At 49.2% G+C, this 12,642-nt stretch carries 12 protein-coding genes; 1 reads left to right on the top strand and 11 read right to left on the bottom strand.

The genetic code is table 11. The features are described from left to right. The first annotated feature begins 30 nt into the window (after positions 1–30). Positions 31–327 (top strand): EscU/YscU/HrcU family type III secretion system export apparatus switch protein, encoded by a 297-nt coding sequence (locus QCD60_RS01545; RefSeq protein WP_207780421.1) that lies wholly within the window; start codon positions 31–33, stop codon positions 325–327. 1 nt (position 328) lies between these two features. Here the strand turns inward: QCD60_RS01545 and QCD60_RS01550 are convergent, their stop codons facing one another. From QCD60_RS01550 to flhA, 11 genes are all read right to left on the bottom strand, one after another. Continuing rightward, entirely contained in the window at positions 329–757 is a 429-nt protein-coding gene (locus QCD60_RS01550; protein ID WP_279781749.1) for a DUF2802 domain-containing protein, read from the bottom strand. 155 nt (positions 758–912) lie between these two features. Next, a complete protein-coding gene (locus QCD60_RS01555) occupies positions 913–1,392 on the bottom strand; it encodes a chemotaxis protein CheW (RefSeq protein WP_279781753.1) in 480 nt (159 codons plus the stop codon). A gap of 152 nt (positions 1,393–1,544) precedes the next feature. After that, positions 1,545–2,342, bottom strand: coding sequence for a chemotaxis protein CheW (locus QCD60_RS01560; protein WP_279781755.1), 798 nt, complete (start codon positions 2,340–2,342; stop codon positions 1,545–1,547). Beyond that, complete coding sequence (locus tag QCD60_RS01565) at positions 2,339–3,136, bottom strand: ParA family protein (RefSeq protein ID WP_279781757.1); 798 nt, start codon at positions 3,134–3,136, stop codon at positions 2,339–2,341. The genes QCD60_RS01560 and QCD60_RS01565 overlap by 4 nt, the downstream gene beginning before the upstream one ends. A 13-nt stretch (positions 3,137–3,149) precedes the next feature. Next, positions 3,150–4,298, bottom strand: a complete 1,149-nt coding sequence (locus QCD60_RS01570) for a chemotaxis response regulator protein-glutamate methylesterase (protein ID WP_279781760.1) — start codon at positions 4,296–4,298, stop codon at positions 3,150–3,152. A 25-nt stretch (positions 4,299–4,323) separates the two neighbouring features. Beyond that, positions 4,324–6,723, bottom strand: a complete 2,400-nt coding sequence (locus QCD60_RS01575) for a chemotaxis protein CheA (RefSeq protein ID WP_279781762.1) — start codon at positions 6,721–6,723, stop codon at positions 4,324–4,326. 11 nt (positions 6,724–6,734) lie between these two features. Beyond that, the gene (locus QCD60_RS01580; RefSeq protein ID WP_104152445.1) at positions 6,735–7,529 is read right to left on the bottom strand and encodes a protein phosphatase CheZ; all 795 of its coding nucleotides are present in this window, start codon (positions 7,527–7,529) and stop codon (positions 6,735–6,737) included. Between the two features lie 15 nt (positions 7,530–7,544). Beyond that, on the bottom strand, positions 7,545–7,937 hold the full coding sequence (gene cheY / locus QCD60_RS01585; RefSeq protein WP_104152579.1) for a chemotaxis response regulator CheY: 393 nt from the start codon (positions 7,935–7,937) through the stop codon (positions 7,545–7,547). A gap of 82 nt (positions 7,938–8,019) precedes the next feature. Continuing rightward, positions 8,020–8,739 carry an RNA polymerase sigma factor FliA gene (locus QCD60_RS01590; protein WP_104152446.1) on the bottom strand — a complete coding sequence of 240 codons (720 nt, stop codon included), beginning with the start codon at positions 8,737–8,739 and terminating at the stop codon, positions 8,020–8,022. Between the two features lie 75 nt (positions 8,740–8,814). After that, on the bottom strand, positions 8,815–10,380 hold the full coding sequence (flhF, locus tag QCD60_RS01595) for a flagellar biosynthesis protein FlhF (protein WP_279781768.1): 1,566 nt from the start codon (positions 10,378–10,380) through the stop codon (positions 8,815–8,817). Between the two features lie 83 nt (positions 10,381–10,463). Then, the gene (gene flhA, locus QCD60_RS01600; protein WP_279781770.1) at positions 10,464–12,569 is read right to left on the bottom strand and encodes a flagellar biosynthesis protein FlhA; all 2,106 of its coding nucleotides are present in this window, start codon (positions 12,567–12,569) and stop codon (positions 10,464–10,466) included. Positions 12,570–12,642 lie beyond the last annotated feature (73 nt).

Here is a 12,642-nt window from a genome sequence, read left to right on the forward strand (position 1 = left end):
GGGTGGAGATGTCATGTACTGGGTGTTGATATGAAAAAGAAACTGGCCGCTGCTCTTGAATATGACCCCAGCAAAGGCAAGGCACCTCAGGTTACCGCGGTCGGTAGCGGCTTTATTGCTGAGCAGATTATTGCGTTGGCTAAGGAGGCTAACGTTCCATTACATGAAGATGCACACTTGGCTGCCATGCTCAGCCAGATGGACCCTGGCGATGAGATACCTGAGCAGCTCTATGTGGCTATCGCAGAGATTTTGGCATTCCTTTTCCGGCTCAAAGAAAAACGTCAGCACCACAACAAGAAAATCGACCAGCTAATTCGTCGGTAAATCAACGACTTTTCACTCTCTTGCGCGCATCACTGCGCACTTCACGATGCAAAAGTGCGATCAACTCAGCTTCAGGTCGGCCTATGTTGCAACTAGCCATGATATCGTCAACAGAGGCGCCCATTTCCATGAGTTTGGTTGCTTGGCTAATCGCTGCGCCACCACTCTCACGCCCCTCCAGGCGCTGCTGCTTTTCCATAGTGCTATAAAGGCGTTTTTCGACATCCACCAGACGCTGACCCACACCAATGGTGCTATGACTCATGATATCCACCTCACTGCGCAAAAGACTCATGAGTGCCTGAAATTGCTTTCGTTGCTGAAGCAGCCGGAAACAAGCCCACGATGCGAGCAGAAGAGATACAAGTGACAACCCGCCGATGATGAACAATACGGGCCAAATATCGGAGGCAAGCCAACCTGAGTCCAAAGGAACTGTCCTTAATCTAAGCCGAGGGATAAAGGTAAATGTCTAGTGGAGATAATATCCAAGCTATCGGCAGTATATTCGCCCTTCCCTTGAAGAGAGAAGGACGAATAGCAACACTTTTGGGCAATTTACATTACCAAGAACAGGGGCAAGCGTTACAGGTTAATAATCTCGGCCCACTCGTCTTCAGTCATCAATTTATCCAACTCAACCAGAATCAATAGCCGGTCATTCTTGTGACAGACCCCATGGATGAACTTGGCACTCTCTTCATTACCCAGGTTGGGGGGGCTTTCAATCTCGGACTGGCTCAGATAAACCACTTCAGCTACAGCGTCGACTAAAATACCGACCACCTGATGATTCACTTCGATGATGATGATACGAGAGTTATCCGTAATTTCTGCAGGCACCAGACCAAAGCGCTGACGAGTATCGATGACAGTAACGACATTGCCTCGAAGATTGATGATCCCCAGTACATACGCAGGTGCACCAGGGACAGGGGCAATATCGGTATATCGCAATACTTCCTGCACCTGCATTACGTTGACACCGTACACCTCTTTCTCAAGGCGAAACGTGACCCATTGCAGCACCGTATCATTGCCAACTTTGGAGTTATTGCTTGCCATACTGAATCCTCTTTCGCATTCCACAATGAAATACGTTGCTTGGCCTACGCCTCGCTACAAATCTTAATTCTCATCTCAACTTATAGATCAGAAATTAAAAACTGATGATAAGAAAAGTGACTTATTTGCACAGAAACTGGACAAACAGAGATTTACCTGTTTGCTAGTTTGGGCTGGTAATTCTTGTCGTCTGCATTAAGCATCTTACTCATAGTTCCCACATCCATGATGGCACACATATGATCAATCACTGTACCTGCTAACCATGGACGCTTACTGCGCTCTGATCTCCAGCGCACTTCCTGTTCACCCAGTGTGATAGCTTCAGCCACATCATGGCAACCAAGCCCCCAGTCAGAGCCCTCGATCAGAATGACGTACTTCATGGTCTTTCGCTGCTCTTCATCATAACGATCAGGCATGACCCAAAGCGCAGTATCGACTACTCGAATCATTCGACCGCCATGTGCAGGTAACAGGCCCATAAACCATTTAGCCTGACCAAAAAGCGGCGTTAAGCCCTTTTCAGGAATAGTCAGAACCCCACCCAGCTCAATCAAAGGCACGGCCAATTTGAGCCCACTAACATTAAACAATAGGCATTCAAAGCGGTTTACTGCCCACCCAGGCTTGCCTAACTCAGGAGGAAGATTCTGACCACCATCAACTGAAGACTCTTCCTTCAGAACCACTTGCGTTTCCGCAATAACAGGCTGCTCAGCTGGGACGCTATCCCCTAGAGCAGCAGACTGCTCTTCCACCTGATCATTGACAGGCTCTTGAACATCAACAGGCACAACTTCAGTTATAACGACATCAGGTATTGCATCCAACGCTGGATCATCGCCTTCCGTCGAATACTCTGGCACCTCACTGAGCAGCGATTCAAGATAAGATTCAAGCGCCTGTCTTGGCTCTGCAAAGCTTGACTGCGTGCTACGCCGCTTCATGATGCCACTCCTGCTGACGCCTCAACTTCCTGACTCAGCAAGCTTTTTAGCAGCATGCTATAAGCTCTTACTCCACGAGAGCCGGGATCTACTGCTGAGGGCACTATCCCTGACGAGCTGGCATTACGGAATTTTGTGTCAACAGGTACAACCGCATTGGTAACCTGATCGGGAAAACTGGTCCGAATCAATCTGAGACTTTGTACAGAGGCTTGAGTGCGCCGATCATAAAACGTAGGCAAAATACTAAAAGGCAATGGTCGCTTACGTGACTTGTTCACCAATAGCAACGTACGCAGCATTCTTTCTAGACCTTTGATCGCAAGATATTCAGTTTGCACTGGCACAATCAAACGCTCGCAGGCTGCCATCGCATTTACCATCAGCACCCCCAAAACAGGAGGGCTATCAAGAATCACGTAGTCAAAATCATCCCACAACGTCGCTAGCGCCTTGGATACAACAAGCCCCATCCCTTCCTGCGCAGTCGCCTGCCGCTCCAATGTTGCCATAGCAGTTGAAGCGCCAATCAAACGAATATTCGGATGGCTCGTATCCAGCAGCAACTGTGTGGCGAGCCCTTCATCCAGCAGAGCGCTTGACTTAAAGAGATCATATACACTGCCGCCTATCTGGTCAGGATCATAACGGAAGTAACTGGTCAGTGAGCCATGTGGATCCAGATCAACCACCAGCACAGACTTCCCCATGTCTCCCAGCAACCCGGCCAGAGTTACTACAGAGGTTGTCTTACCCACTCCGCCTTTCTGGTTTGCCACTGCCCATACGCGCATAGCCTCTCCTTACTCAGCCTTTCACAGCTTTGGACAGACGCACACCAATCTCATCAAGATCAACGATCTCGTCTGCCAATCCTGCCTTTACTATAGCCATGGGCATGCCATAGATAACGCAGCTTTGTTCGCTTTGTGCCCAGATGTCACTGCCAGACTGTTTCAACATACGAGCACCTTCTCTGCCATCCGCACCCATTCCAGTAAGCACAAGCGCTAATACCTTACCGGGATAATGTTTGGCAGCAGAGCCAAAGGTTACGTCAACACAAGGTTTATAATTTAGCCGCTCATCACCCGGCAGAATACGCACTCGACCCGTACCGCGATGCTCAACCATCATTTGCTTTCCACCTGGCGCAAGCAGAGCAAGACCGGGGCGCAGCTCGTCGCCGTCCTCAGCCTCTTTAACCTGAATCTTGCACAACTGATTGAGACGTTCAGCAAATGCCTTGGTAAAGGCCGCTGGCATATGTTGAATCAAGACAATGGGAGACGGAAAATCTGCGGGCAATCTGGTCAGAACCTCTTGCAGTGCCACTGGTCCGCCTGTAGATGTACCAATAGCCACAAGCTGGTAACGTTTAGCCACCACAGAGGCTGAAGGCCTTGCTGGTATGGGCTGCTGCGGAGCCGGCGGCGCAACATTGGTTGAATTCAATGTACTGCGAGCTGGCTCTTCTGTACGCGTACTCCTGAAACTTGGTACAGCCGGTGTTGTACGGAGCTCGGGAGTAGTTACGGCACTTTTCAGGGTGACTCTGCGACTCTTAGCCACTGCATACAATTTGTCACGCAGGCTAGACTCCATGGCCTGACGATTACGCGAAAGATCCTCAAAATTCTTTGGCATATAGTCCACTGCACCAGCTTCGAGAGCCTGCAGTGTTATACGTGCGCCTTCGTAGGTCATGGATGAAAACATTAATACTGGCGTAGGACGGCGCCGCATAATTTCATTTACTGCGGAGATGCCGTCCAAAGTTGGCATTTCATAGTCCATTGTGATGACATCAGGACGCAGCTCTAGCGTCTTATCTATTGCCGCCCTTCCATTCTCAGCTGTTCCGATCACCTTAAAACGGGGATCTGCTTCAAGAATTTCGGTTAACCGACGACGAAAAAACGCTGAGTCATCTACCACCAATACGGTGATGGGCATTAGTTAGCTCCTCAACCCCAGACACTTAACGAGATGCGTAATGTTTAAGCATGCTGGGTATATCCAAAATCAACGCGATACGTCCATCACCAGTAATGGTCGCCCCTGAAATACCTGGCGTGCCATGAAGCATTCGTCCCAGAGGCTTGATAACCACCTCCTCCTGGCCAACCAACTGGTCTACGACAAAACCAACTCGCTGAGTACCTACGGTCACAATTACAACATGACCACTCTTGGATCCTTTCTCATCTCTGGCACGCGCAACCAGCCAGCGATGTAGATAGAACAGCGACAATGGCTTCTCTCTGACAACTACCACTTCCTGACCATCGACTACGTTAGTCTTGTTAAGATCAAGATTGAAGATTTCATTCACATTCACCAGTGGCAGCGCGAATGCCTGATCATCCAGCATAATCATCAAAGTGGGCATAATGGCGAGCGTCAAAGGAACCTTAATCTCAATGCGCGAGCCCCTGCCCTTCACCGAACGAACATTTAGAGAACCGTTCAACTGAGTAATTTTTGTTTTAACTACATCCATGCCAACGCCACGACCTGATACATCTGATATCTCGGTCTTGGTAGAAAAGCCGGGGGCAAATATAAGATTAAAACACTCAGTATCACTGAGACGTTCTGCAGCATCTGCATCAAGAACGCCTTTTTCAACCGCTTTTTTGCGTAACTTGTCAGGGTCCATACCTGCTCCATCATCTTCAATGGAAAGCAGGATATGGTCACCTTCTTGCTGAGCAGAAAGTACTACTTTACCGATACGGCCTTTACCTGCCTGCTCTCGTTCCTCAGGGCTTTCAATACCATGATCCACGGCATTGCGAACAAGGTGAACAAGTGGGTCAGCCAATGCTTCGACAAGGTTTTTATCAAGGTCTGTTTCTTCACCGATCAGCTCAAGATTAACCTCTTTCCTCAGTGTACGGGCAAGATCCCTAACCACTCTGGGGAAGCGACCAAATACTTTCTTGATAGGCTGCATCCGTGTCTTCATCACGGAAGTCTGAAGGTCTCCTGTGACAACATCCAGGCTGGCAACTGCCTTAACCAATTCATCATCAGCGTGCTTCGACCCCAAACGTACCAAGCGATTTCGCACCAATACCAGCTCGCCCACCATATTCATGATGTCATCAAGGCGCTTTGTATCAACACGAACAGTGGTCTCTGCAGCAGGAGCTGCGGAACCCGCCTTATCTGCAACCGCAGCTCGCGCAGGGACTGAACCAGCCTTATCTTCAGAGACCTCTACCGAAGCTTTTTCAGGCTCGGGCTTTGCACGCACAACCGGCTTAGGAGGTACAGGTTTATTTTCAACTGCAGGCTTAACAGTTTCAGCCTTGACCACAGAGGCTGGCTTGGCAGGCTCAACTTTCTGCACAGATACAGGCTTTTTCACCTCAGGAGGCGTGGCGCTGACAGGATGAGCAGCGGCAGCAGGTGCTCCATCAGACTCACCAAAGTGCGCAAAGGCACCCTTGTGTTGAGACTGCAACTCGTCCATTAAACGTTCAAATTCGTCATCAGAGATGAGGTCTTCCTCACCTGATGCTTTGACTGGGCCCCGGACGCTGGACGCAGAAGACTCTGACACTTCCTGGGTATCATCAGCGACTTCTGGCGAGCCTGTATGCTTGCCCTGACCATGCAACTGGTCTAGAAGCGCTTCGAACTCGGCATCAGTGATGTCGCCGTTCGGATCCAGATCATCAGACCCTGAGTCACTCGCATCTGAACTACCTACAGGTCCTTTTCCAGTACCATGTAGCTCATCCAGCAAGCTCTCAAACTCATCTTCGGTGATATTGTCATCACCAGACGAGCTATCAGTCTCAGAAATATCGACAGGTAAGTCATCCGACGTTATGGCTTGCAACAGATTTTCAAAATCATCATCGGTAATATCGCCGCCAGCACTAGCGCTTTCAACCTCAACAGCTTCTTCAGCCTCTGCCAGCTCTTCCTCCAGCGAACGCAAAGGTTCTGCTTCTGCTGCCTTCCGCTCCGCCTCTGAGGCTGGCTCAGCAAGCCTTCCCAGAGCTAACAGCAACTCAGGATCTGCTGGCTCTGGCTCAAGACCAGAGCGTACCTGCTCAAACATTGCGTTGACAGTATCCAGTGCCTGAAGAACTACATCCATGAGCTCAGAAGAAACATGTCGCTTTCCAGTACGCAACACATCAAATACGTTTTCCGCGACATGGCAACAGTCAACCAAGGAGGTCAGCTGAAGAAATCCAGCCCCGCCTTTTACAGTATGAAATCCACGAAAAATTGCATTCAACAGATCCTTGTCATCTGGACGCTGCTCTAGATCCACCAGCTGCTCAGACAACAATTCCAGAATTTCTCCTGCCTCGACAAGAAAGTCCTGGAGGATCTCTTCATCCACTTCTAAGCTCATCCGGTCACTCCTCAGAATCCCAGGCTGGACAACAGGTCATCGACTTCGTCTTGGCCAGATACTACGTCCTGGCTTCCTGTAGGAAGTTGTGGCCCTTCGCCAATTATTTTTTGCTCTTCTGTTTTCTGATCCTGTGGCTCGAAGTCATGGGTAATTCCAGAGATGAAATCCACCTTGCCTGCCATACGCACCATCTGCACCAGATTTCGCTCAACTTCTGTGACGAGCGATATCACCCGGCGTATAAGCTGCCCGGTCAAATCCTGATAACCCTGGGCCATCAAAATTTCGGTAAGGTTGGTATTAAGAGATTTGGAGCCAGACTCAACTTGCTTAAGGAACTCAGAGGTTCGCTTGAATAATTCACGGAATGCCTTGGCATCCATTTCACGCTTAACGAGGCGCTCCCAATCCTCTCTCAATAGCTCGGCCTGGCTACCTAGCTTTTCAGCTACGGGCATACTCTCATCCACCATGTCCATGGTGCGATTAGCCGCTGTACCTGTAAGTTCAATAACATAATTCAAACGCTCGGAAGCATCTGTGATGTTTTGAACATCTTCTGAATGGGCAATCAGAACATTGTGCTCAAAGTCAGAGTGAAAGGCCTTAATTGACTCATGCAACGCACGAGTTAACTTACCGACTTCTCTAAACAAGGCCTCATTACGAGCCTCGCTGAGGCGATGAATAACCCGAATAGCGCCACTGAAATCACCTGACTCCAGTTGCCCCATTATCTCCTCAGCCCCCCGTATCAGGGTCTGCTCAAACTCTTGCAGATCCGTTTTCTCTTGTCCTGACATACAGGGTTACCTTAGTTACGAAGTGGCTTCTATACGTTCAAAGATTTTCTCAATCTTTTCTTTAAGAACCGCAGCGGTAAACGGCTTGACCACATATCCGTTAACACCAGCTTGTGCAGCAGCGATAATCTGCTCGCGTTTAGCTTCAGCGGTTACCATCAGGACAGGTAAACGAGCCAGCTTGGGATCGGCACGAACTGCCTTCAGCAGATCGATACCTGACATGCCAGGCATGTTCCAGTCGGTGACGAGGAAATCAATATTTCCACTTTTCAGTATCGGCAATGCCGTACTACCGTCATCAGCCTCTACCGTGTTGGTAAAGCCAAGATCACGCAGCAGATTCTTGATAATTCGTCTCATCGTCGAAAAATCATCAACGATAAGAATTTTCATGTTTTTATCCAAGGCAACCTCCGTCATGCCTCAACGGCTGAGCCCAAAGCTCTTATAAAAATTAGTTTAACTTCAAATCTTTACAAGGTGAGTTTTATACCTGAAGCTGCCAACCTGACAACTTTGCGCGCAATCGCATAGCTGCCTGACTATGAATTTGACAAACTCTGGACTCACTAACACCCAGGACTGCACCAATCTCTTTTAAGTTCAGCTCTTCATCGTAGTACAACGAAAGCACCAAGCGCTCACGTTCAGGTAGTAACTCAATTGCTTTTGCCAGCGCACCTGCAAAAGCTTCCTTCTGGTGTTGATCCTCTGGTGATGCATGATCACCGGCAATCTGAACCCCAGGCCCGTCATCCTCCTGATCTGTAAGCTCTTCATAACTGAACAGCCGTGTTGAGGCGCTATCCTGCAGCATACTGTAGTACTCATCCAGAGACACTCCCAGTTCCGCAGCCACTTCATAATCCTTGGCATCTCTGCCATGCATTGCTTCAATCTGCTGAATAACCTCACTTATGCGGCGCGCATTTCGATGCACTGAACGCGGCGACCAATCGCCCTTTCGCACCTCATCAATGATGGCTCCTCGAATTCTGATCCCTGCATAGGTCTCAAAACTCGCCCCTTTGCTAGCATCATACTTCCGGGACGCCTCTATCAAACCAATCATCCCAGCCTGGATCAGATCTTCAACCGATACACATGAAGGCAAGCGCGCCAGCAAATGGTGAGCAATACGTTTTACCAAGGGGGCATAACGACTCACAAGATCGTGGCTTGATGACGGATACAACTGGTTATACATGCTCTTCCTTATAACCGCCCCGAACGAATAACTATCTTGTTACTTTTACCAACACCATTGACTAAAATTCTAAAATCAACCTGCCCTGCCGTAAGTCCTGGCTGGCTCTGAGCTCACAGCTGCTGGCATGAGATTATCAATAGCATGCACTGCTCTGCTTACCAGCTGACCTGACTTGGCGAGAGCCAGATCATCAGGCACCCTCTGCCCATCAGTAATGTAGGCTATTTTAAGGGCATGTTCGATAACTACGCTCAATGCCTCACCGAGATTAACCGCCTCATCTAACTTAGTCAGAATACCCGCATCGATTCCCAATGGGCGATAAGACTGATATGCCGATCTCAGCACCTGTACCTGGCTGGTGCAAGGCAAAACCAACAGTTTGCGCAATTTAATGCTAACCTGGCTTAATTGGTGAAGTTGCTTGTCTCTATGCACATCCTGGGCGCTCATCCCGGCAGTATCCACCAAAACCAGGTTTTTATCCCGAAGTGAGCGCAATGTTTCATTCAAAGAATGACGCTCATCAACCACGCGTACCGGCACGTCTAATATATGCCCGAAAACACGTAATTGCTCATGAGCAGCAACACGATAGCAATCCGTTGTCACCAGCGCCAAGCCAGCACTACCGTGTTTCAAGACATATCGAGTTGCCAGTTTGCCAATTGTCGTGGTTTTGCCACTGCCTGTAGGCCCAACCAGGGCAAACATCCCCCCACTCTCGACAGGATCAGCATCAAACGTCGATATAGCAGCTGCCAAGCGTTGCAGGACCTGACGCCATGCCTGCTTGGGCTCTAAACCACTATCCAAAGCATGTATTAACTGTCTCGATAGCGGCACACTCAAACCCATCTTATGTAAACGAGTTTGAATCTGTATCTGCAGTGGCTTACTGCGTTCTGCAAAACTGGTACTTGTAGCGGCCTGCTGAGTATTTTTCAGCTGTTGCTCAAGCATACCTTTCAGCTGTTCAATCTCACCGCGCATTGAGTTAATTACACGACTATCATCCTGCCTTCTTGCCTCATCCTGGTGGGTGTTTGACAGCTCCAGTTCAACATGCCGCTCTGGATTCACAGGCCTGGCAGAAGTAAGCTCCTTAAGCGTCCGTACCTCTTGTGAAAAAGTATCAACGTGCTCGGATGAAGATTGTGGAGCCTGCCCCTCGTACGCGACAGAACCATACTCACGAACCGCATGCTCACTTCTTCGCGACTGTCGCTCCTGCTCCAGACGCCGTAACAACTCAGCTACAGACTCCTTATCCAAGCCTGGTGTCGGGCTACTTTTTGTTGGAATCGGCTCATGAATCCTACCTTGCTGAGCATCTCTCACTTGCTGAAAGCGTTGAGACAATGGAGAAGAGGAAGCTCCAGCAGCCGGCTTTGGAGGTTGCGTCCGACCGTGCGATAACGGCGAAGTACCTGCCCGTTCATCCTTAATGGGATCTGTTGCTCGTGTCTGGGGCAAAGGAGCCGACTTTACTGGTGGCTCATAATCAATGGCCACCATGATTTCAACACCACCAGCCACCCTTTTATTGGACAAAATAACAGCGTCCGGACCAACTTCCTGCCGGACCAGACGCATCGCTTGTCTCATATCAGGCGCGAAGTAGCGCTTTATCTTCAACTTCGCCTCCTGTGCAAGTGCCCAATGGGGTGTTGGCTCATAAAGTTAACAACAGACCTAATCGGAAAATTCTCTAAAGAGGGTTAACCGCCCACAGTTGCAACAATAGTGATCTGTTTATTTTCCGGTATTTCCTGATATGACAGTACATGAATAGTATGACTGCCATAGCGTACAAACTTAGCCATCAAGTTACGCAACGGTGCAGCAACGAGCAATACCGCAGGACGCCCTGCCACCTCTTGATTCTGCGCTGACTGCTGCAGTGAAGACTGCAGGCGCTCAGCCATTCCAGGCTCAAGTATAAGGCCATCCTCATGATTTTGCTGACTTTGCTGATAAGACTTAAGCAAAATCTGCTCCAGCTTTGGCTCTAACGTCATAACTGGCAGTTCGGTTTGAGTACCATTTATGTTCTGAATGATGAGTCGGGACAGCGCAATTCTGACGGCAGCTGTCAATTGCTGCGGATCCTTACTTCTTCCTGCCAACTCAGTAAGAGCCTCAGCGATAGTACGAATATCTCTGATAGGCACCTGCTCTCTCAGTAAATTTTGTAATACTTTCAATACAATACTAACTGATAGTAACCCAGGCACCAAGGATTCGACCAGTTTTGGCGCGCTTTTCGCAAGGTTATCAAGTAAATGCTGAACTTCCTCATGACCGATCAATTCAGCGGCATGCTCTTGCATTACCTGGTTGAGATGAGTGGCAATAACTGTTGCAGGATCAACTACTGTGTACCCCAGAGTCTGTGCATGGTCTTTTTGCGTAGGATCAATCCAGACAGCACTCAGTCCAAACGCTGGATCACGAGTTTCAATACCGCGTAATGAACCAAATACCTGACCCGGATTGATAGCCATTTCTTTGTCGGGATAAATCTCTGCCTCACCTATCGTGACCCCCATCAGCACTATGCGATAGCCGCCTGGCATCAGGTCAAGGTTGTCACGAATATGCACAGAGGGCACCAGAAAACCCAAGTCTTGTGACAGTTTTTTCCGCACCCCCTTTATACGCGTCAGCAGCTGACCACCCTGGCTCTTGTCGACAAGTGGTATCAGGCGATAGCCCACTTCCAGCCCGATCATATCCACAGGACCCACATCGTCCCAACTGAGCTCCTTCTGCTCAGGAGCCTGCACTGGTGCCTTGGGCTTATCTTTCTCCAACAACTGCCTCGCTTCTTTTTCCTTATTCTTCTTGTCAATCAGGTATGCACCGCCAGCAGCTGCAGCAGCCAAGCCCAAAAAAGACACATGAGGCATGCCAGGAATACTTCCCATGATGAACATGATGGCCGCCGTAATCCCCATCGCCTTAGGGGAGGCAAACATCTGGGATGTAATTTGCGTACCGACATCCTCAGCAGCACTCACACGAGTCACAATGACTGCAGCAGCGGTAGACAGCATCAGAGACGGTATCTGAGCAACCAGTCCGTCACCAATGGTTAATAACGTATAGATTTGAACCGCATCACCAAAAGCCAATCCATGCTGCAGCATACCTATCAGTAAGCCGCCAATAATGTTAATAAACAGAATCAAGATGCCAGCGACAGCATCACCACGAACAAATTTGCTGGCACCATCCATGGATCCGTAAAACTCTGCCTCCTGGGTGATCTCTTTACGGCGCGTCTGGGCTTGCTCCTGGTTAATCAAACCAGCATTCAGATCCGCGTCGATTGCCATTTGTTTGCCTGGCATCGCATCAAGAACAAAGCGGGCACTTACTTCCGATATACGGCCTGCACCCTTGGTAACAACAGCAAAGTTGATGATCATCAAGATGGCAAAAACCACCAGACCAACAACATAGTTACCGCCAATTACTACCTCACCAAAAGCAGCAATAACTTTACCGGCAGCATCCCCACCGTCGTGGCCATAAAGCAATACAACTCGAGTCGACGCAACGTTTAGCGCAAGCCGCAGCAGTGTCGCCACCAGCAGAACGGTCGGAAATACTCCAAAATCAAGAGGTCGCAGGATATAGACAGAAATAAGAAGAATGACCAGTGACAAAGCAATATTGAATGTAAAGAATACATCCAACAGGAAAGGAGGCATGGGCAATGTCATCATGCCCAGCATTACCAGAAGGACAACAGGAACCCCTAGACTCCCTTGCCCCAGACCCCGAAGAGTAGATAGAACTTGTGCGCGATTAATAGCCATCAACAATCTAAGCCACAGAAATGCAGTGTTAGCATACGCAATTATGCCCCTGCCGCAATACTGCTACCGACCG

It is taken from the genome of Pokkaliibacter sp. MBI-7 (assembly GCF_029846635.1).
Classification (GTDB): domain Bacteria; phylum Pseudomonadota; class Gammaproteobacteria; order Pseudomonadales; family Balneatricaceae; genus Pokkaliibacter.

Excerpts from the sequence above, each read along its gene's own strand:
- QCD60_RS01545 (WP_207780421.1), top strand. The coding sequence starts at position 31 with ATGAAAAAGAAACTGGCCGCTGCTCTTGAATATGACCCCAGCAAAGGC.
- QCD60_RS01555 (WP_279781753.1), bottom strand. The coding sequence starts at position 1,392 with ATGGCAAGCAATAACTCCAAAGTTGGCAATGATACGGTGCTGCAATGG.
- QCD60_RS01560 (WP_279781755.1), bottom strand. The coding sequence starts at position 2,342 with ATGAAGCGGCGTAGCACGCAGTCAAGCTTTGCAGAGCCAAGACAGGCG.
- QCD60_RS01565 (WP_279781757.1), bottom strand. The coding sequence starts at position 3,136 with ATGCGCGTATGGGCAGTGGCAAACCAGAAAGGCGGAGTGGGTAAGACA.
- QCD60_RS01570 (WP_279781760.1), bottom strand. The coding sequence starts at position 4,298 with ATGCCCATCACCGTATTGGTGGTAGATGACTCAGCGTTTTTTCGTCGT.
- QCD60_RS01575 (WP_279781762.1), bottom strand. The coding sequence starts at position 6,723 with ATGAGCTTAGAAGTGGATGAAGAGATCCTCCAGGACTTTCTTGTCGAG.
- QCD60_RS01580 (WP_104152445.1), bottom strand. The coding sequence starts at position 7,529 with ATGTCAGGACAAGAGAAAACGGATCTGCAAGAGTTTGAGCAGACCCTG.
- QCD60_RS01590 (WP_104152446.1), bottom strand. The coding sequence starts at position 8,739 with ATGTATAACCAGTTGTATCCGTCATCAAGCCACGATCTTGTGAGTCGT.
- flhA (WP_279781770.1), bottom strand. The coding sequence starts at position 12,569 with ATGGCTATTAATCGCGCACAAGTTCTATCTACTCTTCGGGGTCTGGGG.